Below are 25,930 nucleotides of genomic sequence, written 5' to 3'. Positions count from 1 at the left end.
TGAAGCACTTCCGACCTCTACTAACCAATTGATAAATAGTGAAAAACCCTATTTAGCCCGCATCACGCGCGTTCCACCCCAGGCGGTCCCGCGCCCCTACGGCAAAGTCGCCGACCACCCCCCGGTCACGTCGCCACCTCGTCGTCATCGCGCTCGCCGCTGGCGATCCGCATGCGATCCAGCGCGCTCTCGCCGGGAGGGCGAAGCATCGGCAGGCTACGACCGCGATAGCGGCCCGGCGTCCGACCAGGAGGAGAAGCAAAGACAAAGGCGGCGGCCGGCGCGCGGCCGATCTCCCGGAGGCAGAAGCGGCGCCATTGCTTCCAAGCCAGCGTATCGGCCTCGACAAACACCCATGCCTCGTCCGGCAGGCCGAACACGGCGCAGTTCGCCAGCTGGGCATGCGGCGAAGCGGTCGGGCGAGCCGAGGCGCTGATGAGGGTCTGATATCGCATAGATGATTCTATGCGCTCAGCGTGCTCGATCGAACAGACACCTACTTCTATCAGTTTATCTCACGCCGCTGATGTCATCACCTCGCAGGTCAGCGACATCGACACACTTATGGCGAGACAAGGTATCTGGCGACAGCGCCGCTTGTGCTCCAAAACTGAAGAGAGCTCTTTCAGTCTTCTCTGTGCTCTTCGTGGGGTTCAGATTTTTGCCTTGTGAGATCGTTTTGGACCCTATCGGCCGGTGAGCCGTCGGCCCACGCTTCAGCCACGTCCGCCACTCCGGCGAGACGATCTCGACGCGGTTCGGCAGATGCTTGCGGCCGCGTTGCGGTCGATGGGTGATCTTGATGATCCCGAGCCGGCGGGCCTCGTGCAGCGCATTCTGTGCCGAAGTCCGGCACACCCCGGCGAGCGCCGCGAGCTTGTCGATCGGCAGCTCACACGCGCCATGGTGCTTCACCTCGCCGGCGACGATGGCGAGCGCCGCGCTCTCGCTTTCGGTGAACAGGCTTGCCAGCGCCGCCGGCATGGGCGCGGATCGGGCGAGACCACGGCGCCGCCTCTTGGACGCCTCCCGGTCTGGCGAGGTCTGGCGCCGGCGCGGCTTGAACCGGCTCAGATCGACGGGGACTGACGCCCGGCGCGGTTCGTCAACTGGCTTGCGCTTGGCGCTGGCGAGCATGGCTAGCCCGTTGGCATCGTCATCCGACAAGGCGCCCGCCAGATTCTGCCGCCAGATCGCCGCTGTCAGGCGATCCAGCTCGGCGCCCCCGCTCGCCTGACTAATGGCGACGCGGAAGGTCTCGACGACCGCAACTGCGCTCATCGGCCCCGCCCCACGGCGGTCATGGCAGCTCTCAATGAGGGGAAGGTGCCGAGCGCCTCACCCTCGGCGTCCAGGGCACGGAAGCTGCAGGCGACGCTCTCGAGAGAGCCCAGCCGTTCCCGCCCGTCATAAACCGTGCCGCAGGGCCGTGTCGGAGCTCGCGAAAGTGGGACGCGGCAGGTTGTATCGCTACCGGAAACCCTATGTTCTTCTTTTGTCCCGACCGAACCTAAGCCATTGTCACTTCTTGCGACGGGTCGGCCTACCGGGCCCACCAGTCTTTTCAAACTCTCATCCGGAACCGCCGGACGCCGCTCGGTCGCATGGGCCTTGAGGCAGCGGCAACGCGCGCTGGTGTGATCGGCTCCGGCTACGCCCGCCCTTGACGTTGGGCACCCCGACGTCATTTCGAGGGCGACGCTCCGCCGATGGAGACAGAAACGACGAGGCCCGATGATGCATGCCCCCTCCTTCACCTCCGGCTTTCTGCCAGCGCTTCCTGCTGCGTTTCCTGCCGCGAATCCCGCCGCCTGCACCTCCGCCTGGCTGGCGGCGGCTCTTGCCGCCTTTTTCGGCCTGTCCCTGCCCGCCTCCGCGCAGGCGCGGCCGAACTCGCTCGGCATGAGCTGCGCGCAGGCGCAGGCGCTCGTGCAGCGCGAGGGGGCGGTGGTCATCGGTACCGGGCCCAACCTCTATGACCGCTTCGTCACTGATGCCGGCTATTGCACCTCCAAGCGTTCCAAGCCGGCCTGGATCGCCACCCGCGACACGCCCCAATGCCTTGTCGGCCAGCTTTGCCGCGAGCGGCGCTTCCGCTGGCGCTGAGACCCGCTCCGCTCCGGCGCCGCCTAAACGGTTGCGCGATACGCCGACGGGGGGCATAAGCGCGGCAAAGAGTTTGGAGGAATTCCATGCCCGCCTATCGTTCCCGCACCACCACCCATGGGCGCAACATGGCCGGCGCGCGCGGCCTGTGGCGCGCCACCGGCATGAAGGACGGCGATTTCGGCAAGCCGATCATCGCCGTGGTCAATTCCTTCACCCAGTTCGTGCCCGGCCATGTCCATCTGAAGGACCTCGGCCAGCTGGTGGCGCGCGAGATCGAGGCGGCGGGCGGCGTCGCCAAGGAATTCAACACCATCGCCGTCGATGACGGCATCGCCATGGGCCATGACGGCATGCTCTATTCGCTGCCCTCGCGCGAATTGATCGCCGACAGCGTGGAGTACATGGTCAACGCCCATTGCGCCGACGCCATGGTCTGCATCTCCAATTGCGACAAGATCACCCCTGGCATGCTGATGGCGTCGCTGCGCCTCAACATCCCCACCGTCTTCGTTTCCGGCGGCCCGATGGAGGCCGGCAAGGTGGTGCTGAATGGCAAGACCAAGGCGCTCGACTTGGTCGATGCGATGGTCGCCGCCGCCGACGACCGCGTCTCGGAAGAAGACGTGGCGGTGATCGAGCGCTCGGCCTGCCCGACCTGCGGCTCCTGCTCGGGCATGTTCACCGCCAATTCGATGAACTGCCTCACCGAGGCGCTCGGCCTCGCCCTCCCGGGCAACGGCTCGACGCTGGCGACGCACGCCGACCGCAAGCGGCTGTTCGTCGAGGCGGGCCACACCATCGTCGATCTCGCCCGCCGCTATTACGAGCAGGACGATGCCAGCATCCTGCCGCGCTCGGTGGCGAGCTTCGCCGCCTTCGAGAACGCGATGACGCTCGACATCGCCATGGGCGGTTCCACCAACACCGTGCTGCACCTGCTCGCCGCCGCCCATGAGGGCGAGGTGCCCTTCACCATGGCCGATATCGACCGGCTCTCGCGCCGCGTGCCGGTGCTGTGCAAGGTCGCCCCGGCGGTACCTGATGTGCATGTGGAAGACGTCCACCGCGCCGGCGGCATCATGGGCATTCTCGGCGAACTCGACCGCGCCGGCCTGCTCGACACCTCCGTCGGCTCCATCCACGCCACCTCGCTCGGCGCCGCGCTGGAGCACTGGGACGTGAAGCGCAATGCCAGCGAAGCGGTGCACGAATTCTTCCGCGCCGCGCCGGGCGGGGTGCCGACCCAGGTCGCCTTCAGCCAGGCCGCCCGCTATGACGAGGTCGATCTCGACCGCGAGAGCGGCGTCATCCGCGATTCCGCGCACGCCTTCTCCCGCGATGGCGGCCTCGCCGTGCTCTACGGCAACCTCGCCGAGGATGGCTGCATCGTGAAGACCGCCGGCGTCGACGAGAGCATCCTGAAATTCACCGGCACCGCCCGGGTGTTCGAGAGCCAGGACGACGCGGTCTCCGGCATTCTCGGCAACCGGGTGAAGCCGGGCCAGATCGTGCTCATCCGTTATGAGGGCCCGCGCGGCGGGCCGGGCATGCAGGAAATGCTCTACCCGACCAGCTATCTGAAGTCGAAGGGCCTCGGCAAGGAGTGCGCGCTCATCACCGATGGCCGCTTCTCCGGTGGTTCCTCGGGCCTGTCGATCGGCCATGTCTCGCCGGAAGCGGCGGAAGGCGGCACGATCGGGCTGGTGCGCGAGGGCGATGTGATCGAGATCGACATCCCCAACCGGCGCATCCACCTCGCGGTGGACGAGGCCGAACTCGCCGCTCGCCGCGAGGAGCAGCAGGCCAAGGGCTGGGTGCCGGCCGAACCGCGCAAGCGCAACGTCACCACCGCGCTCAAGGCCTATGCCGCGCTGGCCACCAGCGCCGCCAAGGGTGCGGTGCGGCAGATCCCCTGAGCGGGCAACGACCCGATGGCCGCGCCAGGCGCCGGCCATCCGCCACAAGCGAATGGGAGGCGGGGCCGCAGGCTCCGCCTTCTTCGCTTCGATCCTCAAGACGACCCATGGAGGCCCTGATGGCCGACGAAGACGACGCCTATGTCTATGATGAAGCCACCGGCGAATGGCGCCCGGCCTCGGAAATAAAGGCGGCCACCACCGCCGCGGTGGAGGTGCGCGATGCTTCCGGCACCGTGCTGGCCGACGGCGATTCCGTCGTGCTGATCAAGGACCTGAAGGTGAAGGGCGCCGGCCAGACGCTGAAGCAGGGCACGGTGATCAAGACCATCCGCCTCACCGACAACCCGGACGAGATCGACTGCCGTTTCGAGGGCATCAAGGGCCTGGTCCTGCGCACCGAATTCGTGCGCAAGCGCGGCTGAGACGGCGGCGGCCACGTGGCGCGCCGCGTGGTGGCATGGTAGCTTTGGCCGTGCCACCGCTCACCCCCGCAGGTTGATCCATGAGAAAGCTCGTTCTCGCCTTCGCCCTTGCCGGCGCTGCCGCCGCTTGCCTGCCCCACGCCGCTTTGGCGGACAAGATTGACCTCTCCACCACGACCTGCGCGCAGTTCCTGGAGAGCGACAAGACCGAGATCATGCTGACGCTGGCCTGGCTCGACGCCTATTACAAGGATGTCGACGCGCCGCCTGTTATCGACACCGACAAATTCGTCGAGAATGCCGGCAAGCTCGGCGAATACTGCGCCGCAAATCCCAGCATCGGCCTCATTACCGCCGCCGACGAGATGTTCGACAACTGACAGCGGCCGGCGCGCCTTCGGGGCACGCTCCAGCGCAATGAGCGAACACGCCTGGCCCGATCCGCCGACGCGGGAGGCTGCCCGGCGTGGGCTTCAGGCATGGAAACATCCTGCCTGCGACGCGAGAGGCGCGCGCATGGCGCCTCTCGCGGTAATATATTCATGCAACTTCGGTAACATCCGGCCAGTAGAATGGGCAGAAACTACCATATTGCAGCCAAGAGGTAGCAAATTAGGGCCGCAACAAAGCTTCAAATATTTGGAACCATACGTAATCTTCAGGATTATTCCTCACACAAACCGGAGGATATCCTATGATCAACGTTAAGACGACTTCTGCGGCCGTTCTCGCGGCGATGCTTGCTCTCAGCGCCCCGGCTTTCGCCCAGAGCTCCGGCTCGGACGGCACGTCGTCGAGCGCGGGCGCCAATACGGGCGGCTCCGCCACCGGCAATTCCGGCACCACCGACAGCCGCTCCACCCCGGCCGGCGAGATGAACCCCGCTGCGGGCTCGGGGATGGACTCCTCTGAGGGTCGCAACACCACCACCGGCACCATGGGCACGACTGCGGGCGGCACCGCGCCGGCCAATGCTGACCAGCCGGACGACACCAAGTCGAACCGCGACTGCACCAGCAAGCAGACCCCCTGCTGATCGCACGCCAACCTCGCTTTACTGGAAAGGCCGCCCTCTCCCCGGGGCGGCCCTTTTCGTTCGCGGATAAGCGGCTGCGAGGCGCCGGCCAACCGCGCGGCGATAAGAGGCGCGATTGCGAACAAAACGCGAAACGTGCTCTCTGGGCGGGAGATTCCCTCCCCGGAGATTCGTGCGCCCATGCTTCCCGCCGCCTATCTCGACCGGCTCAACCCGCAGCAGCGGCGGGCGGTTGAACATGGCATCACCGGCACTGGCGAGGTGGTCGGCGGGCCGCTCCTGGTCATTGCCGGCGCGGGCTCGGGCAAGACCGACACCCTCGCCCACCGCGTCGCCCATCTCATCGTCAACCGCGCCGATCCGCGCCGCATCCTGCTGCTCACCTTCTCGCGCCGGGCGGCGGCGGAGATGGCGCGCCGGGTCGAGCGCATCGCCGCCAAGGTGCTGGGGCCTGACGCACGGGCGCTGACCGAAGGGCTCACCTGGGCCGGCACCTTTCACGGCATCGGCGCCCGCCTGCTGCGCGACCATGCGCTTGAGATCGGCCTCGACCCGACCTTCACCATCCATGACCGCGAGGACAGCGCCGACCTCATCAATCTCATCCGCCATGAGCTGGGCTTCTCAAAGACGGAGAAGCGCTTCCCCACCAAGGGCACCCTGCTCGCCATCTATTCCCGCGCGGTGAATGCCGAGCAGAAGCTGGAAGAGGTGATCGGCCGCGCCTTCCCCTGGTGCGCCGGGTGGAGCGGAGAGCTGAAGGCGATCTTCTCCGCCTATGTCGAGGCCAAGCAGCGCCAGAACGTGCTCGATTACGACGATCTGCTGCTCTATTGGGCGCAGATGATGGGCGAGCCCGCTTTGGCCGGCGAGGTGTCAGGCCGCTTCGACCATGTGCTGATCGACGAGTATCAGGACACCAACAGGCTCCAGTCCTCGATCCTGCTGGGGCTGAAGCCGGACGGGCGCGGCCTCACCGTGGTCGGCGACGACGCGCAGTCGATCTATTCCTTCCGCGCCGCCACGGTGCGCAACATTCTCGACTTCCCCGGCCACTTCACGCCCCGCGCCGACACCATCATGCTGGAGCAGAATTACCGCTCGACCCAGCCCATCCTCGCCGCCGCCAATGCGGTGATCGATTTCGCCAGCGAGCGCTACGCCAAGAATCTCTGGTCCGAGCGCGCCACAGGCGAGCGGCCGGTGCTGGTGAGCGTGCGCGACGAGATCGACCAGGCGAATTTCATCGCCACCCGCGTGCTGGAAAACCGTGAGGACGGCATCGCCCTCAAGCAGCAGGCGGTGCTGTTCCGCGCCGCCCATCACAGCGGCCCGCTGGAGGTGGAGCTCACCCGCCGCAACATTCCGTTCGTGAAGTTCGGCGGGCTTAAATTTCTCGATTCCGCCCATGTGAAGGACGTGCTGGGCGTGCTGCGCTTCGTCGAGAACCCGCGCGACCGCGTCGCCGGCTTCCGCGTGCTGCGCCTGCTCTCGGGCCTCGGCCCGGCCACCGCCGGGCGCATTCTCGACTCGGTCGATGCCGCCGGCACGCTGCTGCCGGCGCTGGAGGCGGTGACGCCCCCGGCCCGCGCCGAGCAGGAATGGCCCGCCTTCCTCGCCATGGCGCGCGAGCTGAAGGCGAACAGCGCGGGCTGGCCGGGCGAGCTCGACCTCGTGCGCGCCTGGTACGAGCCGCTGCTGGAGCGCCTGCACGAGGATGCCGGCAGCCGGCAGGCCGATCTGGTGCAACTCGCCCAGATCGCCGCGAGCTACCCCTCCCGCGCCCGCTTCCTCACCGAGCTGACGCTCGACCCGCCGGACGCCACCAGCGCCGAGGCCGGGCCGCCGCACCGCGACGAGGATTATCTCATCCTCTCCACCATCCATTCGGCCAAGGGGCAGGAATGGAAATCGGTGTTCGTGCTCAACGCGGTGGATGGCTGTATCCCAAGCGATCTCGGCACCGGCACGCGCGAGGAGATCGAGGAGGAGCGGCGCCTGCTCTATGTCGCCATGACCCGGGCGAAGGACAGCCTGCATCTGATGCTGCCGCAGCGCTTCTTCACCCATGGCCAGGCCGCGCGCGGCGACCGCCATGTCTATGCCGCCCGCACCCGCTTCATCCCGCCCACCATCCTCGGCCGCTTCGCCATGGCCAGCTGGCCGCCGGCGACGGCGGACGCGGCCGGCCGGCCAAGCGAACCGCGCGCGGCGGTCGATATCGGCGCGCGCATGCGGGCGATGTGGAAGTAGGGCTGCTTTCCCGCGCCCCCGCCCCCTCCCTCATCCCCGGGCTTGACCCGGGGACCCAGCCGAGCTGCCGGCGCGGCGTGCGAAAGCCTGGCTGGCCGGGTCAAGCCCGGTCCTGAGGGAAGACTGCGCGGGCAAGGAGGAGCGAGGCTTCATGCTGGACGACGCGGGGTCTGGCCAGCCCCTCAACGAATCCGCACCCCCGGCCCGTGCTCGCCGGGCGGCAGCAGCATCACCCCGGCTTCCTGCAGCGTGTTGACCAGCAGGGTTTCGGTGCCGCGATGAAGCACATGGCGGTGCCGCTCGAAATCGCGCACGGTGCTACGGGAAACGCCGGCGCGCTCGGCCAGATGCTCCTGCGTCCAGTCGAGAAGCCCACGTGCCGCGCGGCATTGTTCGGGCGCCAGTTCCATCGTTTCTGCCTTGCGTGAAGACGACCAAATCAACCATAATGGGCGACATCTCGCAAGACGCTGAGGATTAACCGCCCGCAGGGAGGCTCCCGCTACCTATGCCGCATGACACGCTCCTCCTCGTCGCGCTGGCCCTGCCGTTCCTGGGCAGCCTCGCTGCGGGGTTCCTGCCGACCCATGCGCGCAATGCGGCGGCGGTTCTGGCGGGCAGCGTGGCGGTGGCGGGGATGGCGATCACCATCGGGCTCTACGCCACGGTGGCGGAAGGGGCGCCGGTGCAGTTCTGGCTGTCCTGGCTGCCCATGCTGGGGCTCGATTTCAGCCTGCGGCTCGACGGCCTCGCCTGGCTTTTCGCGATGATGATCTTCGGCATCGGCGCGCTCGTCGTGCTCTATGCCCGCTACTACATGTCGCGCGAAGACCCGGTGCCGCGCTTCTTCTCCTTCCTGCTCGCCTTCATGGGCTCGATGATCGGCATCGTGCTGTCGGGCAACCTGATCCAGCTGGTGTTCTTCTGGGAGCTAACCAGCCTGTTCTCCTTCCTGCTGATCGGCTACTGGCACCACAGCGCCAGCGCGCGTGACGGCGCCCGCATGGCGCTCACCGTCACCGGCACCGGCGGGCTGTGCCTGCTGGTCGGGGTGCTGCTGGTCGGGCGCATCGTCGGCAGCTACGACATCGACCAGGTGCTGGAATCGCGCGACCTTATCGTCCAGAGCGATCTCTACGTGCCGGCGCTGGTGCTGATCCTGCTCGGCGCCTTCACCAAGAGCGCGCAGTTCCCGTTCCATTTCTGGCTGCCGCACGCCATGGCGGCGCCGACCCCGGTGTCGGCCTATCTCCACTCCGCCACCATGGTGAAAGCGGGCATCTTCCTGCTGATGCGGCTGTGGCCGGTCATGTCCGGCACCGATGCCTGGTTCTACATGGTGGTGCCGGCCGGGCTGGTGACGCTGCTGCTCGGCGCCTTCATCGCCATCTTCCAGCAGGACCTGAAAGGGCTGCTCGCCTATTCCACCATCAGTCATCTCGGCCTGATCACCCTCCTTCTCGGCCTCGGCAGCCCGCTGGCGGCGGTGGCGGCGATCTTCCACACGCTGAACCACGCCATCTTCAAGGCGTCGCTGTTCATGGCGGCCGGCATCATCGACCATGAGACCGGCACCCGCGACCTGCGCAAGCTGAGCGGGCTCTACCGCTACATGCCGTTCACCGCCACGCTCGCCATGGTCGCCGCCGCCGCCATGGCCGGGGTGCCGCTGCTCAACGGCTTCATTTCCAAGGAGATGTTCTTCGCCGAGGCGGTGGCCGACCATACCGGCTCGCTGCTCGACGACAGCCTGCCCTATTGGGCGACGCTCGCCGGCGTGTTCAGCGTCACCTATTCGCTGCGCTTCATCCTCGGCGTATTCTTCGGCCCCCCGCCCGTCGACCTGCCGCACCGCCCGCACGAGCCGGCGCACTGGATGCGCTTTCCGATCGAGCTGCTGGTGCTGATCTGCCTGCTCATCGGCATCGTGCCGAGCCTGACGGTCGGCCCGGCGCTCGCTACCGCCGTCAAGGGCCTGCTGGATGCCACCCCGCCTTATTACAGCTTGGCGCTCTGGCACGGCTTCAACCTGCCGCTGATGATGAGCCTGATCGCCATGGCCGGCGGCGTGGTGCTGTATCTCGGCCTGCGGCGCTACCTCGAAAGCGGCATCGAGGGCCCGCCGATCCTGCGTGACTTCAAGGGCCAGCGCATTTTCGAGAAGGTGCTGGCCACCCTGTCCTGGCAATGGGCGCGGGCCGCCGAATCGGCGCTCGGCACGCGGCGCCTGCAGCCGCAGATGCGGATCGTCATCTGCCTCGCCGTGGTGGCGGCGCTGGCGCCCTTCCTCGCCAATGGCGCCGTCGGCACGGGCGACATGCCCGGCACGCCGCTGCCGCCCGCCTTCGCCCTGCTGTGGCTGATCGGCGGGGCCTGCGCGCTCGGCGCCGCCTACCAGGCCAAATATCACCGTTTCGCCGCCCTCGTGCTGGTGGGCGGGGCGGGGCTCGTCACCTGCCTCACCTTCGTCTGGCTCTCGGCCCCGGACCTCGCCGTCACCCAGCTGCTGGTGGAGATCGTGACCACGGTGCTGCTGCTGCTCGGCCTGCGCTGGCTGCCCAAGCGCATCGAGGACGTCTATCCCACGCGCCCGCCGCTGAAGGTGCTGCTGCGCCGCTATGTCGATATCACCATCGCCTGCGCGCTCGGCGGGGTGATGGCGTTCCTGGCCTATTGCCTGATGACCCGCCCGCTGACTTCAAGCGTCTCGCGCTTCTTCGTCGAGCGCGCCTATTCGGAAGGCGGCGGCACTAATATCATCAACGTCATCCTGGTCGATTTCCGCGGCTTCGACACGATGGGCGAGATCGTCGTGCTGTGCCTGGCCGCGCTCACCGTCTTCGCCCTGCTGCGCCGCTTCCGTCCCGCGCCGGAGAGCATCCGCACCCCGGAGCAGCAGCGCATCCAGAACGCCTATGACGAGGCCTCGCCCGACCGCTCCCCCGGCGACACGGTGGCCGACTACATGCTGATCCCGCGCCTCATCATGCACTGGCTGTTCCCGGTGATCGCGGTCATGGCGGTCTATCTGTTCATGCGCGGCCATGATCTGCCCGGCGGGGGCTTCGCCGCCGGCATCACCCTCTCCATCGCCTTCGTGGTGCAGTACATGGCGAGCGGGGCGCGCTGGGTGGAAGACCATCTGCGGGTGCTGCCGCTGCGCTGGATGGGGCTGGGCCTGCTCACCTCCTGCGCCACCGGCGTCGGCTCCTGGTGGTTCGGCTATCCCTTCCTCACCTCGCATTTCCAGTATGTGGAGCTTCCGCTCATCGGCAAGATGCCGGCGGCCTCGGCGCTGCTGTTCGATCTCGGCGTGTTCGCGCTGGTGGTCGGCGCCACGGTGCTGATCCTGATCGCCCTCGCCCACCAGTCGCTGCGCAGCTCGCGCGCCGCGCAGGCCAATGAGGGGAGCGACTGATGGAAATCGTCCTCTCCATCGGCATCGGCCTGTTCACCGCCTCGGGCGTGTGGCTGCTGCTGCGCCCGCGCACCTACCAGGTCATCATCGGCCTCGCCTTGCTCTCCTACGCGGTGAACCTGTTCATCTTCGCCATGGCCGGCGGCGGCTTGCGCGTCGATGCGCCGCCCATCCTGGCGCCCGGCGGCGTCGGCGATTCCACGGCCATCGCCGACCCGATCCCGCAGGCGCTGGTGCTGACCGCCATCGTCATCGGCTTCGCCATGACGGCACTGTTCCTGGTGGTGCTGCTGGCGGCACGCGGGCGCACCGGCACCGACCATGTCGACGGACGGGAGCCGGACCGATGACCCCGGTTCTCGACCATCTCGCCATTCTGCCGGTCCTGCTGCCGCTGGCCGTCGGCGCTTTCATGCTGCTGTTCGACGAGCGCCGCCGCCTGCTGAAGATGTCGCTCAGCCTGGCCACCGTCTTCGCGCTGCTGGCCATCGCGGTGACGCTGGTGGTGCTGGTCGGCCTACCCAATGGCGACCGCTGGTCGACCATGATCGTCTACCCCTTGGGCAACTGGCCGCCGCCCTTCGGCATCGTGCTGGTGGTGGACCGGCTGGCGGCGCTGATGCTGCTGCTCACCTCCGTGCTGGGCTGCGCCACGCTGCTCTTCGCCATGGCGCGCTGGCACAAGGCGGGACCGCGCTTCTACACGCTGTTCCTGCTGCTGCTGACCGGCCTCAACGGCGCCTTCCTCACCGGCGACCTGTTCAACCTGTTCGTGTTCTTCGAGATCCTGCTCGCCGCCTCCTACGGGCTGGTGCTGCACGGCTCGGGCACCGCGCGGGTGCGGGCCGGGCTGCACTACATCCCGATCAACCTCGTTGCCTCCTCGCTGTTCCTCATCGGCGTGGCGGTGATCTATGGCGTCACCGGCACGCTCAACATGGCCGATCTCAGCCGGATCGTGCCGACCCTGGCGCCGGAGTCGCGCACGCTGATGGAGGCGGGCGCGGCGGTGCTCGGCATCGCCTTCCTGGTGAAGGCCGGCATGTGGCCGCTCAGCTTCTGGCTGCCGACCACCTATGCCGCCGCCTGCGCGCCGATCGCGGCCATGTTCGCAATCATGACCAAGGTCGGCATCTATGTGATCCTGCGGCTGTTCCTGCTGTGCTTCGGCGACGAGGCGGGCGCCTCGGAGGAGTTCGGCGCGCTCTGGCTGTATTATGGCGGCATGGCCACCATCCTGTTCGGCGGGCTCGGCGTGCTGGCCTCGCAATCGATGCAGCGTCTGGGCGGCTATTCGGTGCTGATCTCCTCCGGCACACTGCTCGCCGCCATCGGCACCGGCAACAGCGCGGTGATATCAGGCGCGCTCTATTATCTTGTCACCTCCACCCTGGCGATCAGCGCCTATTTCCTGCTGGTCGAACTGATCGAGCGCGGCCAGGCGGCCGGCGCCGACGTGCTCGCCGTCACGCTGGAAATCTTCGGCGACCCGGAGGAGGACATCGAGGACGAGGACGAGGAGGTGGGCGTCGCCATTCCCGCCACTATTGCCGTGCTCGGCGGCGCCTTCCTGGCCTCCACGGCGCTGCTCGCCGGCCTGCCGCCGCTCTCCGGCTTCATCGCCAAATTCGCCATGCTGTCGGCGCTGCTGAACGAGGCCGGCGACATCCCCCTCGCCCACTGGTCCTTCGTCGCGCTGCTGATGCTGTCGGGCCTTGCCACCCTCATCGCCATGACCCGCAACGGCATCCGTACCCTCTGGGTGCCGGCGGAGACGGATATTCCGCGGGTGCGCGCCATTGAGGCGATCCCGGTCGGGGCGCTGCTGTTCCTGTGCGCGGCGATGACCTTCGCGGGCGGTCCGGTCATGCGCTACATGGAGGCGACCGCCCAGATCCTCTACTGGCCGAGCGAATATGCCCGCGATGTGCTCGGCGACCGGCCTGCCGGCCATGTCGCGAGCGATCCGCGCGCCAGCGGGCACGGCCCTGCGGGAGGTCCGCCATGAGCCGGCTCAGGCGCGTTCTGCCCTACCCGCTGCTGTTCCTGGCGCTTCTCGGCATGTGGCTGCTGATGACCCAGAGCCTGTCGGCGGGGCAGATCCTGCTCGGGTCGGTCGTCGCTTTCGGCGGCTGCTGGGCGATGGTGGCGCTGGACCCGCCGGCGGCCCGGCTGCGCCGTCCCGGCGCGGTGGCGCGCCTGGCCGGGCGGGTCTTCGTCGACGTGTTCCGCTCCAACCTCGCGGTCGGCAGCATCATCCTTGGCAGTGAGGACCGGCGCACCCATTCCGGCTTCATGAGCCTGCGGCTCGACCTCACCAGCCCCTATGGGCTCGCCGTTCTGGCCATCATCCTCACCTGCACGCCCGGCACGCAATGGGTGCGCTACGACCCCTCGCGGCGCGTGCTGATGCTGCATGTGCTCGACCTCGTGGACGACAGGTACTGGGTGCGGACCATCAAGGAGCGCTATGAGAGCCTGCTGATGGAGATCTTTGAATGAGCGTCGCCATCCTCGGCTGGTCGATCACCCTGGCGCAGGTGCTGCTCACGCTCGCCATGGCCTGCGCGGTGCTGCGCTTCATGCGCGGTCCCCGCGCGCAGGACCGCATCATCGGCCTCGACACCTTCTATGTGAACGCCATGCTGCTGCTCGTCACGCTGGGCATACGCAGCGGCGCCACGCTCTATTTCGAGGCGGCGCTGGTCATCGGCCTGCTCGGCTTCGTCGGCACGGTGGCGCTGGCGAAGTTCCTGATGCGCGGCGAGGTGATCGAATGAGCGCCCCCGACCTGCCGCTCTGGGCGGCCATCCTCGTTTCGTTCTTCCTGGTGGCCGGCGCGCTGGTGACTCTGCTCGGCTCGATCGGCCTGTGGCGGCTGCCGGATTTCTATGCCCGGCTGCACGCCCCCTCACTCGGCGCCACGCTGGGCACCGGACTTATTCTCGTTGCCTCGATGATCTGCTTCTCGGTGCTGCAGGGCCGGCCGCTGGTGCATGAGGTGCTGATCGGCCTGTTCGTCACCATCACCACCCCGGTCACGCTGATGCTGCTGGCCAGCGCCTCGCTCTATCGCGACCGGGTGGAAGGCAACGACGCCGCGCCCAAGAAGGACCCGCCGCCGACCGAGCTGTGAGCGCTGGCCCACCCGCGTCAGCGGCGCGGGTCGTCCGGCTTCTTCGGCGTGCCGTCGAGCGAACCGTCGACCGTCTTCACGGTGTCAGGTGCGAAGCGTCCGCCGTCGCGGGCAGCGGGCTCGCCATCGGTCGGGTGATTGTCGTTGTCGACCTCGCCCAGCGGCGGCTTCATCGGGTCGGACACCGCCGTGGTCCGGTCTTCGAGCACGGCGTCGACATTGGCGGGATCGACGACGACGGGGTTCTGGTCGAGCTTGCGGGGATCAAGAACCATCGGGCGGCCTCCATGGATATGTCAGGAGGTAACGGGCCGGATCGTTGCGAGTTCCCTTGGTATCGGCTCAGGCGTGGAACAGCCGCCGATAAAGCGTCGAGCGGTTGACGCCGAGCCGCCGGGCCGCCTGCGAGACATTGCCGCCGCAGGCCTCCACCGCCTGCCGCATCGCCTCGACAGTGAGCGCGTCGAGCGTGCCCACCGGGGCCGGCGCCGGCGCCGCCAGAATCTCCGGCGGCAGCATGTCCTCACCCACGGGACGGAACGGGTCGGCCAGCGCCGCCAGGGCGCGCAGCGTGCCGGCCAGCTGGCGGAAATTGCCCGGCCAGTCATAGGCGGCAAGCCGCGACTCGCAGGCGTCCGAGAGCGTCAGCCGCTCATCCTCGACTAGGCGTGCCCACAGCGCCCGCACGATCTCCGCACGGTCCGGCAGGCGGCGCAGCGGCGGCAGCTCGACCGTGTAATGGGCGATGCGGAAATACAGGTCCTGCCGGAAGCTGCCGGCCTCCACCAGCAGGCGCAAATCGCGATGGGTGGCGCAGAGCAGGGCGAAATCCACCTTCACCGGCCGGCCGCCGCCGAGCGGGGCGACCTCGCGCTCCTGCAGCACCCGCAGCAGCCGCGACTGCAGCGCCAGCGGCATGTCGCCGATCTCGTCGAGAAACAGCACGCCGCCATCGGCCTCGCGCAGCAGGCCGCGCCGCCCCTGCCGGCGGGCGCCAGTGAAGGCGCCGTCCTCATAGCCGAACAGCTCGGATTCGATCAGCGTCTCGGGGATGGCGGCGCAGTTCACCGCCACGAAGGCCCCGCCGCCGCGCGCGCTCAGCCGGTGGATCTCGCGCGCCGCCAGTTCCTTGCCGGTGCCGGTCTCGCCGCGGATCAGCACCGGCACATCGGCGCCGACCATCCGCACCGCCCGTGCCAGCGCCGCCCGCTCCTCGGCGCCGAGCAGCGGGCCTTCCTCGCGACGTGCCGGGCGCGGCTTCGGCGTGGCGTGAGGCCGCGCGCCCGAGCCCTCGAAGCGGCCATAAAGCGGCCCGCCGCCGCGCCCGCGCAGCGCCTGCGTCTCGCCATCCGTGCCGCCGGGCAGCCGCTCCAGCAGATCGCCGGCCCGCTTGTCCCCGAGCGCCGACCAGTCGGCGCCGACCAGCCCGAGCCCGGCCCGGTTGGCCGCCACCAGCCGCTCGTCCTCGAACACCAGCACGCCCTCGCGCGAGGTGCCGAGCAGCGCCCGGTCGGCCTGCAGCCGCAACACCCGGCGGCCGGCAAAACCCTCGTCGAAGAAGCGGTGCTCGATCTGCTCCACCGCCAGCCGCACCAGCCCGAGCGCATGGCGATGGTCCACCGCCGCCGGGCCCGACATGTCGAGCGCACCCACCGTCTGGCCATAGGGGTCGAGGATCGGCGCCGCCGAGCAGCTCAAAATGCCATGCGGGTCATAATAGTGCTCGCCGCCATGGACGCAGATCGGCCGGCCCTCGACCAGCGCCGTTCCTACCGCATTGGTGCCGGTGGAGGCCTCGCCCCACAGCACGCCGGGCCGCAGCGCCACCTGCGCCGCCCGCGCGGCGAAATCGGCATGGCCCAGCGCGTCGAGGATCAGCCCCTCGGCATCGGTGAGGATGACCACGCAGCCGGTCTGCATCGCGTCGGCATACAGGCTTTCGATTTCCGGCCGGCACAGCCGGCGCAGGCGCTCGTGGCGCTCGGCAATGGCGCTGAGCTCATGGGCGGTCAGCGGTTCGAGACGCGGCAGGGCGGCGCTGTCGAGCCCGCGCTCGGCGCAGCGCTTCCATGAGCGCAGGATTGGCTCGGGAACCAGCGCCGCCAGCGGCCGGTCCTGGAGGCCGAGCTGGAAGAACTGCTTGCGCGCGGCCAGAACGGCGCGCGGCGAGGCCTCTTGGCGCATGCGATCCTCCCGGAGCGTTGCAAAATGCCACACATGTCGCAGGTCTTGTTGTTCTTTCCGACAGTCTGCACCAAGTTTTCAGCCCGCGTCCATCGGTATCATCCTCAACCCTACGCGAGTACATCGCCGATCCGAGCAATTCCAATCCTTTGCCGTGCCGCAACAACGATTTTTTGCACTGCGGAACGCGTCTGGCACGGCCGCTGCAATATTGAGTGTCCCAGTCTGGGAGGATCCAATGAACAAGCCAGAAATCGCCATCACCAAGCAGTCGCCCTTCAAGGCCCGCTACGGCAACTTCATCGGCGGTAAGTTCGTCGAGCCGGTCGCCGGCCGTTATTTCGACAACACCTCGCCCGTCACCGGCGGCAAGATCTGCGAGATCGCCCGCTCCGACGCGGACGATATCGAGACGGCACTCGACGCCGCCCATGCCGCCAAGGATGCCTGGGGCAAGACCTCGGCCGCCGAGCGCGCGATCATCCTCAACAAGATCGCCGACCGCATGGAGGAAAATCTCGACCTCCTCGCGCTCGCCGAGACGTGGGACAACGGCAAGCCGATCCGCGAGACCACCGCGGCCGACATGCCGCTGGCCATTGACCATTTCCGCTATTTCGCTGGCGCCGTCCGCGCCCAGGAAGGCGGCATCAGCGAGATCGACCACGACACCATCGCCTATCATTTCCACGAGCCGCTCGGCGTCGTCGGGCAGATCATCCCGTGGAACTTCCCGATCCTGATGGCGGTGTGGAAGCTGGCCCCCGCGCTGGCGGCAGGCAACTGCGTGGTGCTGAAGCCGGCCGAACAGACCCCGGCCTCCATCCTGGTGCTAGCCGAACTGATCGCCGACCTGCTGCCTCCGGGCGTGCTGAACATCGTCAACGGCTTCGGCCTTGAGGCCGGCAAGCCGCTCGCCAGCTCCAGCCGCATCGCCAAGATCGCCTTCACCGGCGAGACGACGACAGGCCGGCTGATCATGCAGTATGCCAGCCAGAACCTCATCCCGGTCACGCTGGAGCTGGGCGGTAAGTCGCCGAACATCTTCTTCGCCGACGTGGTGGCCGAGGACGACGATTTCTTCGACAAGGCGGTCGAGGGCTTCGTCATGTTCGCGCTCAACCAGGGCGAGGTCTGCACCTGCCCGAGCCGCGCGCTGATCCAGGAAAGCATCTATGACCGCTTCATGGAGAAGGCGCTGAAGCGGGTGGCGGCCATCGTCCAGGGCTCGCCGCTCGACCCGGCGACCATGATCGGCGCCCAGGCCTCGTCCGAGCAGCTGGAAAAGATCCTGTCCTATATCGACATCGGCAAGCAGGAAGGCGCCGAGGTTCTGATCGGCGGCGAGCGCAACGATCTCGGCGGCGACCTCGCGGGCGGCTATTACGTCAAGCCGACCGTGTTCAAGGGCCACAACAAGATGCGGATCTTCCAGGAGGAGATCTTCGGCCCTGTCGTCTCCGTGACCACCTTCACCGACGATGCGGAAGCGCTCCACATCGCCAACGACACGCTCTACGGCCTCGGCGCCGGCGTGTGGACCCGCGACGGCAACCGCGCCTACCGCTTCGGCCGCGCCATCCAGGCCGGCCGGGTGTGGACGAACTGCTACCACGCCTATCCCGCCCACGCGGCGTTCGGCGGCTACAAGCAGTCCGGCATCGGTCGCGAGAACCACAAGATGATGCTCGACCACTACCAGCAGACCAAGAACATGCTGGTCAGCTACAGCCCGAAGAAGCTCGGCTTCTTCTGAGCGAGCCGGCATGAGCTTTCCTCTCCCCATCGGGGAGGGGTGGCCCGCGAAGCGGGTCGGTGAGGGGTAGCCCAAACGCCCCTCACCCCAGCCCTCTCCCCGATGGGGAGAGGGAGCTTTCACGGGAGTTTCCATGGACACGCTGACAGCCGCACCGGCACCGCCGGCGACCGAATCCATCCCTCGCGTCCTCGCCACCGAGGCGGCGCTGACCCTTATCGCCACGCTCACGGCCGAACACGGCAAGCTGCTGTTCCACCAGTCCGGCGGCTGCTGCGATGGGTCGTCCCCCATGTGCTACGCACAGGGCGACTACATTGTCGGCGATCGCGACGTGCGCATGGGCGAGATCGGCGGCGCGCCGTTCTATATGAGCCCGTCGCAGTTCGAGTACTGGCAGCATACCCAGCTCATCATCGATGTGGTGCCCGGGCGCGGCGGCATGTTCAGCCTGGAGAATGGACGCGACCAGCGCTTCCTCACCCGCTCGCGGCTGTTCACCGACGACGAACTGGAGCGCCTTGCCCCCCTCGCCTTCGGTGCGGCCGACTGAGATGTCGCGGCGGGCGATTTAGCGCGGCGTCAGCGCGGTGACGGCGAGAGCTGTGGCCGCCGCCCGGTTCTCGACCCCGATCTTGGCGTAGATCTGCTCCAGGTGCTTGTTCACCGTGCGCGGCGACAGCCCGAGAATCTCGCCAATGTCGCGATTGGCCTTGCCGCGCGCCAGCCAGACCAGCACCTCGGATTCGCGCAAGGTGAGGCCCAGCTTGGTCTTCAGCACCTGCTCGGGCGGAATGCCGGAATCCTCGACGATGCGCAGCAGCAGCTCCTCCGGGCCGATCTGCCCGACATAGGACAGCTTCAGCCGACGCGCCGAGCCCTCGATCACCACCTCGATCGCCTCCGGCTCGACGGCGGCGCCCTCGGCCTTGCGGCCCTCCAGCCAGCGCCGCACGGTCTCCGGCAGTGTGAAGCTGTCGCCGGCCGGCGAGATGCTGATGGCGGTCAGCAAGGCGGTGGCCTGCGGCGTACTCCACAGCACCCGGCCCGCCCGGTTGGCCGAGAGCAGATAGCGCCCGGCGGCGTCCAGCGCGGCGCGGGCACTGTGGGTCTGGCGGGCATTGGCCAGATGGACGCGGATGCGGGCGATCAGCTCGTCCGGCGAGATCGGCTTGGTCACATAGTCGACCCCGCCCGCCTCCAGCCCCTTCACGATCTGCTCGGTCTCGGACAGCCCGGTCATGAAGATGACGGGCACATGCGCCACCGATTTGTTGCGCTTGAGCCGGCGGCAAGTCTCGAAGCCGTCCATCCCCGGCATCACCGCGTCCATCAGCACGACGTCGGGGGTGATGCGCTCGACCAGCGCCAGCGCGTTGGCGCCCTCGGTCGCCACCAGCACGGTGGCGCCGGCCGCTTCCAGCGCGTCGGTGAGGAGACTGAGCGTCTCCGGCGAATCGTCCACCACCAGGACGATGTCTCGGCGTTCCACGCTATGCATCATTGCTGCGCAACGCCTCCAGCACGGCCATGTATTGTTTGAGGTCGAACGTATCCATCAGGTCGCGCATATGGGCGACGAAGGCACGGTTGTCGGGCGAGGCGCCTTCGATTTCCTTAAGCTTGGCCTGGATGCCGCGCACATAGCCGATCTCCCCCAGCTTCATCAGGTCGTCGAGATGCACGCCGGCCGGCGCCCGCAAGTCGCCGGGCTTGCTCGCCTCGCCGGCGGCAAGGGCGGCGAGTTCGCCGTCGCCCACCCATTCGAGGTCGAGCAGCGCCGCCATCTTCTCCAGCAGCGTGCGCAGATGCACCGGCTTGACCAGATGGTCGTCATTCTGGGCGAGGCCGTCGCCGAGAATCTCCCCGGCATTGGCGGAGATCATGATGATGCGCAGCCGCCCGAAGCCCTCGTCGCGAAGCTGGCGCACCACCTCCCAGCCATTGAGGCCGGGCATGGCGATGTCGAGCAGCAGCATGTCCGGCTCCCATTCGCGCACCATGTCGAGCGCCTGCACGCCGTCCGCGGCGGCGAGCACGGTGAAGCCGAGCGGCACCAGCAATTCGTGCATCAGGTCGCGATGGGCGACATCGTCATCGGCCACCAGCACGGTGCGGCGCGGGCCGGTATAGCCGGCGATGTGCCGGTGCTGGATCGGGCCGAGGCGCGAGGGATTGGTCACTTCCGACAGCATCATCTTGACGCGGAAGACGCTGCCCTCCCCTGGCACCGATTTCAGCGAGATTTCCCCGCCCATGATCTCGGTGAGCAGCTTGGTGATGGTCAGGCCGAGGCCGATGCCGGCGGTGGAATAGGTGCCGGCCCGCTCCCCGCGCTCGAACGGCTCGAAGATGCGCTTGTGGTCGGCGGCGGGAATGCCGATGCCGCTGTCCTCGATCTCGAACTCCGCCACCTGGTTGCGATAGGAAACGCGTAGCGCCACCCGGCCGCGCTCGGTGAACTTGATGGCGTTGGACAGCAGGTTGATGAGGATCTGCCGCAACCGCTTCTCGTCGGTGAACACGGTTCCGGGCAGCCGATCGGGCCGGACATAGACGAAATCGATCCCCTTGGCGGTGGCCTGCAGCCGGAACATATCGACCAGCTGGTCGAGGAACTCGCCGATCCGCACCTCGTCGCGGGTGAGATAGAGCCGGCCGGCCTCGATCTTCGAAATGTCGAGCAGCCCGTCGATCAGGCCGGACAGATGCTCGGCCGAGCGGCGCACCACGCGGATGGCGTCGCGCCGGTGCGGGGGAATGGCGACATCGCGCTCCAGCAGCTGGGCATAGCCGAGGATCGCGTTGAGCGGGGTGCGCAGTTCGTGGCTGATGCCGACGACATAGCGGCTCTTGGCGAGGTTGGCGGCCTCGGCGGCTTCCTTGGCCTTCTGCAGCTTGGCGTCGGTGCGCTTATGCGCCTCGATCTCGCGCATCAGTAGCGCGGTCTGGCGGTTGCTCTCCTCCTGCGCCACGCGCCGGCTCTCCTGTGCCAGCACGAACAGCCAGGCGGCGACGCCGGCGATGATCAGCAGGATGAAATAGAGCGTGAACAGCACATTGCCGACCGTCTCGGTCTGGTCGGGCGGAGCGAAGGTCGACTGGAAATAGATGACGCCCAATATGCCGCCAATGACGATCGCCAGCAGCGCCATGACGCCGATATAATGGCCGAGCCGGGAATTGAGCTGCGCAACCATCCAGCCCGGCAGGGTGGCACGCAGCGCGCCCAGAATTTGCTCGGGAAAGCGCGCATCCTCCTTGCAGCGGTCATTGCAGCGCGCATCCAGCGAGCAGCACAGCGAGCAGATCGGCCCGGCATAGACCGGGCAGTGCGCCATGTCCTCCGGCTCGAACTTGTGCTCGCAAATGCAGCATTTGAGCGTATGGCGCGCTTCCCAGTTCTTCGCCGTGCGCCGCGCGATGTAGTAGCGCCCGCCGGTGGCATAGGCGATGCCGGCCGCCGCGAGGAAGGAGACCACCAGCGCCAGGAACGGCGCGAACACCTTCAGCGTCGAGCCGAAGAAGCCGGCAAAGGCGATGACGCCGATCAGCGTGCCGGCCAGCAGCGCGCCAACGCCGACAGGATTGATGTCATAGAGATGCGCCCGCTTGAACTCGATGCCCGGCGGGCTCCAGCCCATCGGCTTGTTGACCACGAGATCGGCCACCAGCGCCGCCACCCAGGCCACCGCGACGATGGAATAGAGGCCGAGGATCTGCTCCAGCACCTTGTAGATGCCGAGCGCCATCAGCATCAGCGCGATGGTGACGTTGAACACCAGCCACACCACCCGGCCGGGATGGCTGTGGGTCAGGCGGGAGAAGAAGTTCGACCAGGCGATCGAGCCGGCATAGGCGTTGGTCACATTGATCTTGAGCTGCGCCAGAATGACGAAGAGCCCCGTGAAGGCCAGCGCCATCTCCGGCGAGAACACCGTCCTGAACGCCACCAGGTACATCTGGGTCGGCTCGGCGGCGTGCAGGAAGGGGATGCCCTGGGTGAGGGCGAAATAGGCGAGGAACGAGCCGGCCAGCATCTTGATGCCGCCGGGGATGATCCAGCCCGGCCCCGCGCTCAGCAGCGCCACCCACCACAGCACGTTGCGCCGGGTCTCGGTGCGGCCGGGCGCCCGGCGCGGCAGGAAGCGGAGAAAGTCCACCTGCTCGCCGATCTGCGCGATCAGCGCGAACACCACCGTGGTCGCGGTGCCGAACAGCACCAGGTCGAACGAGCCATCCGGGGCGCCGAAACGGCCGGTGTAGGAGGTCCAGCCGGCCAGCGGCGCGTCGTAGAGCGTGAAGATGAAGATGAAGGGAATGATGTTCAGCACCAGCCAGACCGGCTGGGTCCAGAGCTGGAATCGGCTGATGAAGGTGATGCCGTGCGTGACCAGCGGGATCACCACCAGCGCGCTGATGAAATAGCCCACCATCAGCGGCACGCCGAAGCACATCTCCAGCGCCAGCGCCATGATCGCCGCCTCGATGGCGAAGAACAGATAGGTGAAGGAGGCGTAGATCAGCGAGGTGAGTGTCGAGCCGATATAGCCGAAGCCGGCGCCGCGCGTCAGCAGGTCGATATCGACGCCGAACTTCGCAGCGTAATAGCTGATCGGCAGGCCGGCGGCGAAGATGACGACGCAGACCACCAGGATCGCCGCCACCGCATTGGGGAAGCCATAGGCAAGCGTGATCGCCCCGCCGATCGCTTCCAGCGCGAGGAACGACACGGCGCCGAGCGCGGTGTTGGCGACCCGCAGCGCCGACCAGCGGCGCGCGCTCTTGGCGGTGAAGCGGAGCGCATAATCCTCAAGCGTCTCGTTGACGACCCACTGATTATAGCGGCGCCGAACGCGAACGATCTTCTGCTCCGCCGCCATGGGGTTTTGCCTCGCCGTGCCAACGCCAGACATTCTTCCGCGCTCACCCTCCCCAGGGCATGTCGTGTTTCTTGCACCACATCCGTCCCGGCCGCCTACGAACACCGCCCCGGAGCGACAAAGCACAAATCATTCCACTCCCGCTAGACCCGCAACAGCAAGGTCTTTCCGCGCACCAAAATGGACCAGGATACCACAAGATGAAAAAATACCCTTCGGGTGCTCAATAATAAGGCTCGATATCGAACTATTATTCTTATCGCCTGACACTTTGTTCTCGCACGCGCGCGAAAAATAGACCGCACCGCGCACGAAAACCTTCGGCACGGGGCACGCTTTCCCATCTTCAGCCCCACTGTGCGGGAACGGAGACGGTTCCCCTATACGTCAATCGACGTATTGCTGCATCGCGACATCGGCCGCCACGATCCAGCCAATGCAAGCACATGAGAAGCTTGTTGAGGCCACGTCAAACCCGTGGAGGGGAATCGTATGTCTTCGCAAAACGATCAATCGAACAAGTTTTCAACGACGCGGCGCAAGCTCTTGATGGGAATTGCGGCGCTCCCGGCGGTGCCTCTTCTTGCGTCCAGCGGCCTTTTTTCGACGCCCGCCATGGCCCAGGCGCCCGCCACGTCGGCGGTGAACACCACCGGTCTCGCCGTTACCGACACGGAAGTCACCGTCGGCATCCTGCACTCCGTCACCGGCACCATGGCCATTTCCGAGACCGGCTCGGTGCAGGCCGAGAAGCTGGCGATCGAGCAGATCAATGCCATGGGCGGCGTGCTCGGCCGCAAGATCAAGTTCATCCAGGAAGACGGCGCCTCCGACTGGCCGACCTTCGCCGAGAAGGCCAAGAAGCTGCTGGTCAACGACAAGGTCGCGGCGATCATGGGCTGCTGGACCTCGGCTTCCCGCAAGGCGGTGCTGCCGGTGGTCGAGCAGTATAACGGCATGCTCTACTACCCCACCTTCTATGAAGGCCTGGAGCAGTCCAAGAACGTCATCTACACCGGCCAGGAAGCCACCCAGCAGATCCTCGCCGGCCTCGACTGGGTCGCCAAGACCAAGAACGGCAAGACCTTCTACCTCATCGGCTCGGACTATATCTGGCCGCGCACCTCGATGAAGATCGCCCGCAAGCACATTGAAGGGCACCTGAAGGATTCGTCGGTCGTCGGCGAGGAATATTTCCCGCTCGGCCACACCCAGTTCAACTCCGTCATCAACAAGATCAAGCTGAAGAAGCCCGACGTGATCTATGCCGCTGTCGTCGGCGGTTCCAACGTCGCCTTCTACAAGCAGCTCAAGGCGGCCGGCATCGACCTCAACAAGCAGACCCTGCTGACCATCTCCGTCACCGAGGACGAGATCGACGGCATCGGCGGCGAGAACATCGCCGGCGCCTACAGCTCGATGAAGTACTTCCAGTCGCTCGACAACCCGAACAACAAGGAATTCGTCGCCGCCTTCAAGAAGATGTGGGGCGAGAAGACCGTGATCGGCGACGTCACCCAGGCCGCCTATCTCGGCCCGTGGCTGTGGAAAATGACCGTCGAGAAGGCCGGTTCCTTCGACATCGACAAGATTGCCGCCGCCTCGGCCGGCATCGAGTTCAACAAGGCGCCGGAAGGCTACGTCAAGATCCACGAGAACCACCATTTGTGGTCGAAGGCCCGCATCGGCCTCGCTCTGCCCGATGGCCAGTTCAAGGTGGTCTACGAGACCCCGGACCTGATCGAGCCCGATCCGTTCCCGAAGGGCTACCAGTGATCGCCTGACACTCCCACCCGGAGAGGGCCACGCGCCCTCTCCGGGGCTCTTTGCCGTTGACGCGAGACCGCGCACCTGCGCGCACGCCGGGGGAACCTTGAATGTTCGCTGACTATTCGCTGGCCGAGCTTGGCTCGATTTTCGTAATGCAGGGCTTCGCAGGCCTCATCCTGTTCTCGGTTTTCGTCCTCATGGCCCTCGGCCTCGCCATCATCTTCGGCCAGATGGGCGTCATCAACATGGCGCATGGCGAGTTCATGATCCTCGGCGCCTATGTCACCTATTTCACTTCGCAGTTCTTCCTGAACTACCTTCCCAGCCTGTTCGGCGCCTATTTCTTTCTGGCGATGATACTGGCCTTCTTCGCCGCCGGGGCGCTCGGCATGGCGGTGGAATGGCTGATGATCCGCCGGCTCTACAAACGCCCGCTCGACACGCTGCTCGCCACCTGGGGCCTCAGCCTCATCCTCCAGCAGGTCTATCGCTCGGTCTTCGGCCCCCGCGAGGTCGGCGTCGAGCTGCCGAACTGGATGATGGGCTCGCTTCCCGTCACCGACATGGTGGAAGTGCAGATCAACGGCCTGTTCGTCATGGCCCTGACCATCGCCATCACCGTGGCCGTCGCCCTGCTGATGTACAAGTCGGCCTGGGGCAAGCAGGTGCGTGCCGTCGTGCAGAACCGCGTCATGGCCGGCGCGGTCGGCATCGATACCGAGAAGGTCGACCGCTACACCTTCGGCCTCGGCTGCGGCATTGCCGGCATCGCCGGCTCCGCCTTCACCATGATCGGCTCGACCGGCCCCACCTCCGGCCAGCTCTACATCGTCGACACCTTCCTGGTCGTCGTCTTCGGCGGCGCGCAGAGCCTGCTCGGCACCATCGCCTCCGCCTTCACCATCTCGCAGGCCCAGTCGACCATGGAGTTCTTCCTCTCCGGCTCGATGGCCAAGGTCCTCACGCTGCTCGGCGTGGTCATCATCCTGATGCTGCGGCCGCAGGGCCTGTTCGTCATCAAGGTCCGTCGCTGAGGAGGCGCAC

At 67.0% G+C, this 25,930-nt stretch carries 23 protein-coding genes; 16 read left to right on the top strand and 7 right to left on the bottom strand.

The genetic code is table 11. The features are described from left to right. Positions 1 to 125: 125 nt before the first annotated feature. Positions 126 to 455 carry a hypothetical protein gene (locus BLO63_RS01405; protein ID WP_091436118.1) on the bottom strand — a complete coding sequence of 110 codons (330 nt, stop codon included), beginning with the start codon at positions 453 to 455 and terminating at the stop codon, positions 126 to 128. A 55-nt stretch (positions 456 to 510) separates the two neighbouring features. Beyond that, the gene (locus BLO63_RS01400) at positions 511 to 1,281 is read right to left on the bottom strand and encodes a hypothetical protein (protein WP_091436116.1); all 771 of its coding nucleotides are present in this window, start codon (positions 1,279 to 1,281) and stop codon (positions 511 to 513) included. Between the two features lie 453 nt (positions 1,282 to 1,734). Between BLO63_RS01400 and BLO63_RS01395 the strand changes: the two genes are divergently transcribed. From BLO63_RS01395 to BLO63_RS01370, 6 genes are all read left to right on the top strand, one after another. Further along, on the top strand, positions 1,735 to 2,106 hold the full coding sequence (locus BLO63_RS01395; RefSeq protein ID WP_244517545.1) for a hypothetical protein: 372 nt from the start codon (positions 1,735 to 1,737) through the stop codon (positions 2,104 to 2,106). An 86-nt stretch (positions 2,107 to 2,192) separates the two neighbouring features. Then, positions 2,193 to 4,025 (top strand): dihydroxy-acid dehydratase, encoded by a 1,833-nt coding sequence (ilvD, locus tag BLO63_RS01390; RefSeq protein ID WP_091436114.1) that lies wholly within the window; start codon positions 2,193 to 2,195, stop codon positions 4,023 to 4,025. 119 nt (positions 4,026 to 4,144) lie between these two features. Further along, a complete protein-coding gene (locus BLO63_RS01385; RefSeq protein WP_205409238.1) occupies positions 4,145 to 4,450 on the top strand; it encodes an alkylphosphonate utilization protein in 306 nt (101 codons plus the stop codon). Positions 4,451 to 4,530: 80 nt separating this feature from the next. Continuing rightward, a complete protein-coding gene (locus tag BLO63_RS01380) occupies positions 4,531 to 4,830 on the top strand; it encodes an HdeA/HdeB family chaperone (RefSeq protein WP_091436109.1) in 300 nt (99 codons plus the stop codon). A 314-nt stretch (positions 4,831 to 5,144) separates the two neighbouring features. Then, on the top strand, positions 5,145 to 5,486 hold the full coding sequence (locus BLO63_RS01375) for a hypothetical protein (protein ID WP_091436108.1): 342 nt from the start codon (positions 5,145 to 5,147) through the stop codon (positions 5,484 to 5,486). Between the two features lie 180 nt (positions 5,487 to 5,666). Further along, positions 5,667 to 7,739 carry an ATP-dependent helicase gene (locus tag BLO63_RS01370; protein WP_091436106.1) on the top strand — a complete coding sequence of 691 codons (2,073 nt, stop codon included), beginning with the start codon at positions 5,667 to 5,669 and terminating at the stop codon, positions 7,737 to 7,739. 182 nt (positions 7,740 to 7,921) lie between these two features. On the opposite strand, the gene BLO63_RS01365 is transcribed toward BLO63_RS01370, so the two are convergent. Then, positions 7,922 to 8,149, bottom strand: coding sequence for a helix-turn-helix domain-containing protein (locus tag BLO63_RS01365; protein WP_091436104.1), 228 nt, complete (start codon positions 8,147 to 8,149; stop codon positions 7,922 to 7,924). Positions 8,150 to 8,247: 98 nt separating this feature from the next. Between BLO63_RS01365 and BLO63_RS01360 the strand changes: the two genes are divergently transcribed. Genes BLO63_RS01360 through mnhG form a run of 6 tightly spaced genes read left to right on the top strand, consistent with a single transcriptional unit; the run spans position 8,248 to position 14,293 of the window. Then, positions 8,248 to 11,157, top strand: a complete 2,910-nt coding sequence (locus tag BLO63_RS01360) for a monovalent cation/H+ antiporter subunit A (RefSeq protein WP_091436103.1) — start codon at positions 8,248 to 8,250, stop codon at positions 11,155 to 11,157. Continuing rightward, a complete protein-coding gene (locus tag BLO63_RS01355) occupies positions 11,157 to 11,507 on the top strand; it encodes a Na+/H+ antiporter subunit C (RefSeq protein ID WP_091436101.1) in 351 nt (116 codons plus the stop codon). Before BLO63_RS01360 ends, BLO63_RS01355 begins: the two co-directional genes overlap by 1 nt. Further along, positions 11,504 to 13,165 (top strand): monovalent cation/H+ antiporter subunit D, encoded by a 1,662-nt coding sequence (locus tag BLO63_RS01350; RefSeq protein ID WP_091436099.1) that lies wholly within the window; start codon positions 11,504 to 11,506, stop codon positions 13,163 to 13,165. Before BLO63_RS01355 ends, BLO63_RS01350 begins: the two co-directional genes overlap by 4 nt. Then, positions 13,162 to 13,659 carry a Na+/H+ antiporter subunit E gene (locus tag BLO63_RS01345; RefSeq protein ID WP_091436098.1) on the top strand — a complete coding sequence of 166 codons (498 nt, stop codon included), beginning with the start codon at positions 13,162 to 13,164 and terminating at the stop codon, positions 13,657 to 13,659. Before BLO63_RS01350 ends, BLO63_RS01345 begins: the two co-directional genes overlap by 4 nt. Then, positions 13,656 to 13,937, top strand: coding sequence for a K+/H+ antiporter subunit F (locus tag BLO63_RS01340; RefSeq protein WP_018387084.1), 282 nt, complete (start codon positions 13,656 to 13,658; stop codon positions 13,935 to 13,937). Before BLO63_RS01345 ends, BLO63_RS01340 begins: the two co-directional genes overlap by 4 nt. Next, positions 13,934 to 14,293 carry a monovalent cation/H(+) antiporter subunit G gene (gene mnhG, locus BLO63_RS01335; protein ID WP_091436096.1) on the top strand — a complete coding sequence of 120 codons (360 nt, stop codon included), beginning with the start codon at positions 13,934 to 13,936 and terminating at the stop codon, positions 14,291 to 14,293. The genes BLO63_RS01340 and mnhG overlap by 4 nt, the downstream gene beginning before the upstream one ends. Positions 14,294 to 14,310: 17 nt before the next feature. Here the strand turns inward: mnhG and BLO63_RS01330 are convergent, their stop codons facing one another. Further along, on the bottom strand, positions 14,311 to 14,568 hold the full coding sequence (locus BLO63_RS01330; RefSeq protein WP_091436095.1) for a hypothetical protein: 258 nt from the start codon (positions 14,566 to 14,568) through the stop codon (positions 14,311 to 14,313). A gap of 67 nt (positions 14,569 to 14,635) precedes the next feature. Then, positions 14,636 to 16,477: a sigma-54-dependent Fis family transcriptional regulator gene (locus tag BLO63_RS01325; protein ID WP_091436093.1), complete on the bottom strand. Its 1,842-nt coding sequence runs from the start codon at positions 16,475 to 16,477 to the stop codon at positions 14,636 to 14,638. 238 nt (positions 16,478 to 16,715) lie between these two features. Between BLO63_RS01325 and adh the strand changes: the two genes are divergently transcribed. Beyond that, complete coding sequence (gene adh, locus BLO63_RS01320; protein ID WP_091436091.1) at positions 16,716 to 18,233, top strand: aldehyde dehydrogenase; 1,518 nt, start codon at positions 16,716 to 16,718, stop codon at positions 18,231 to 18,233. Between the two features lie 133 nt (positions 18,234 to 18,366). After that, positions 18,367 to 18,786: a DUF779 domain-containing protein gene (locus BLO63_RS01315; RefSeq protein WP_091436090.1), complete on the top strand. Its 420-nt coding sequence runs from the start codon at positions 18,367 to 18,369 to the stop codon at positions 18,784 to 18,786. Between the two features lie 18 nt (positions 18,787 to 18,804). Here BLO63_RS01315 and BLO63_RS01310 read toward each other — a convergent pair whose 3' ends face one another. Continuing rightward, positions 18,805 to 19,737 (bottom strand): response regulator transcription factor, encoded by a 933-nt coding sequence (locus tag BLO63_RS01310; protein ID WP_091436088.1) that lies wholly within the window; start codon positions 19,735 to 19,737, stop codon positions 18,805 to 18,807. Continuing rightward, entirely contained in the window at positions 19,727 to 23,116 is a 3,390-nt protein-coding gene (locus BLO63_RS01305) for a hybrid sensor histidine kinase/response regulator (RefSeq protein WP_091436086.1), read from the bottom strand. Before BLO63_RS01305 ends, BLO63_RS01310 begins: the two co-directional genes overlap by 11 nt. Before the next feature lie 492 nt (positions 23,117 to 23,608). Between BLO63_RS01305 and urtA the strand changes: the two genes are divergently transcribed. Both urtA and urtB read left to right on the top strand, forming a co-directional pair. After that, complete coding sequence (gene urtA, locus BLO63_RS01300) at positions 23,609 to 24,892, top strand: urea ABC transporter substrate-binding protein (RefSeq protein ID WP_091436084.1); 1,284 nt, start codon at positions 23,609 to 23,611, stop codon at positions 24,890 to 24,892. A 101-nt stretch (positions 24,893 to 24,993) separates the two neighbouring features. Next, the gene (urtB, locus tag BLO63_RS01295; RefSeq protein WP_091436083.1) at positions 24,994 to 25,920 is read left to right on the top strand and encodes an urea ABC transporter permease subunit UrtB; all 927 of its coding nucleotides are present in this window, start codon (positions 24,994 to 24,996) and stop codon (positions 25,918 to 25,920) included. The last annotated feature ends 10 nt before the right edge of the window (positions 25,921 to 25,930 follow it).

This window comes from Ancylobacter rudongensis (assembly GCF_900100155.1).
Classification (GTDB): domain Bacteria; phylum Pseudomonadota; class Alphaproteobacteria; order Rhizobiales; family Xanthobacteraceae; genus Ancylobacter; species Ancylobacter rudongensis.
This window is presented reverse-complemented; position numbering and strand designations above follow the sequence as displayed.

Excerpts from the sequence above, each read along its gene's own strand:
- BLO63_RS01405 (WP_091436118.1), bottom strand. The coding sequence starts at position 455 with ATGCGATATCAGACCCTCATCAGCGCCTCGGCTCGCCCGACCGCTTCG.
- BLO63_RS01400 (WP_091436116.1), bottom strand. The coding sequence starts at position 1,281 with ATGAGCGCAGTTGCGGTCGTCGAGACCTTCCGCGTCGCCATTAGTCAG.
- BLO63_RS01395 (WP_244517545.1), top strand. The coding sequence starts at position 1,735 with ATGATGCATGCCCCCTCCTTCACCTCCGGCTTTCTGCCAGCGCTTCCT.
- ilvD (WP_091436114.1), top strand. The coding sequence starts at position 2,193 with ATGCCCGCCTATCGTTCCCGCACCACCACCCATGGGCGCAACATGGCC.
- BLO63_RS01385 (WP_205409238.1), top strand. The coding sequence starts at position 4,145 with ATGGCCGACGAAGACGACGCCTATGTCTATGATGAAGCCACCGGCGAA.
- BLO63_RS01380 (WP_091436109.1), top strand. The coding sequence starts at position 4,531 with ATGAGAAAGCTCGTTCTCGCCTTCGCCCTTGCCGGCGCTGCCGCCGCT.
- BLO63_RS01375 (WP_091436108.1), top strand. The coding sequence starts at position 5,145 with ATGATCAACGTTAAGACGACTTCTGCGGCCGTTCTCGCGGCGATGCTT.
- BLO63_RS01370 (WP_091436106.1), top strand. The coding sequence starts at position 5,667 with ATGCTTCCCGCCGCCTATCTCGACCGGCTCAACCCGCAGCAGCGGCGG.
- BLO63_RS01365 (WP_091436104.1), bottom strand. The coding sequence starts at position 8,149 with ATGGAACTGGCGCCCGAACAATGCCGCGCGGCACGTGGGCTTCTCGAC.
- BLO63_RS01360 (WP_091436103.1), top strand. The coding sequence starts at position 8,248 with ATGCCGCATGACACGCTCCTCCTCGTCGCGCTGGCCCTGCCGTTCCTG.
- BLO63_RS01355 (WP_091436101.1), top strand. The coding sequence starts at position 11,157 with ATGGAAATCGTCCTCTCCATCGGCATCGGCCTGTTCACCGCCTCGGGC.
- BLO63_RS01350 (WP_091436099.1), top strand. The coding sequence starts at position 11,504 with ATGACCCCGGTTCTCGACCATCTCGCCATTCTGCCGGTCCTGCTGCCG.
- BLO63_RS01345 (WP_091436098.1), top strand. The coding sequence starts at position 13,162 with ATGAGCCGGCTCAGGCGCGTTCTGCCCTACCCGCTGCTGTTCCTGGCG.
- BLO63_RS01340 (WP_018387084.1), top strand. The coding sequence starts at position 13,656 with ATGAGCGTCGCCATCCTCGGCTGGTCGATCACCCTGGCGCAGGTGCTG.
- mnhG (WP_091436096.1), top strand. The coding sequence starts at position 13,934 with ATGAGCGCCCCCGACCTGCCGCTCTGGGCGGCCATCCTCGTTTCGTTC.
- BLO63_RS01330 (WP_091436095.1), bottom strand. The coding sequence starts at position 14,568 with ATGGTTCTTGATCCCCGCAAGCTCGACCAGAACCCCGTCGTCGTCGAT.
- BLO63_RS01325 (WP_091436093.1), bottom strand. The coding sequence starts at position 16,477 with ATGCGCCAAGAGGCCTCGCCGCGCGCCGTTCTGGCCGCGCGCAAGCAG.
- adh (WP_091436091.1), top strand. The coding sequence starts at position 16,716 with ATGAACAAGCCAGAAATCGCCATCACCAAGCAGTCGCCCTTCAAGGCC.
- BLO63_RS01315 (WP_091436090.1), top strand. The coding sequence starts at position 18,367 with ATGGACACGCTGACAGCCGCACCGGCACCGCCGGCGACCGAATCCATC.
- BLO63_RS01310 (WP_091436088.1), bottom strand. The coding sequence starts at position 19,737 with ATGATGCATAGCGTGGAACGCCGAGACATCGTCCTGGTGGTGGACGAT.
- BLO63_RS01305 (WP_091436086.1), bottom strand. The coding sequence starts at position 23,116 with ATGGCGGCGGAGCAGAAGATCGTTCGCGTTCGGCGCCGCTATAATCAG.
- urtA (WP_091436084.1), top strand. The coding sequence starts at position 23,609 with ATGTCTTCGCAAAACGATCAATCGAACAAGTTTTCAACGACGCGGCGC.
- urtB (WP_091436083.1), top strand. The coding sequence starts at position 24,994 with ATGTTCGCTGACTATTCGCTGGCCGAGCTTGGCTCGATTTTCGTAATG.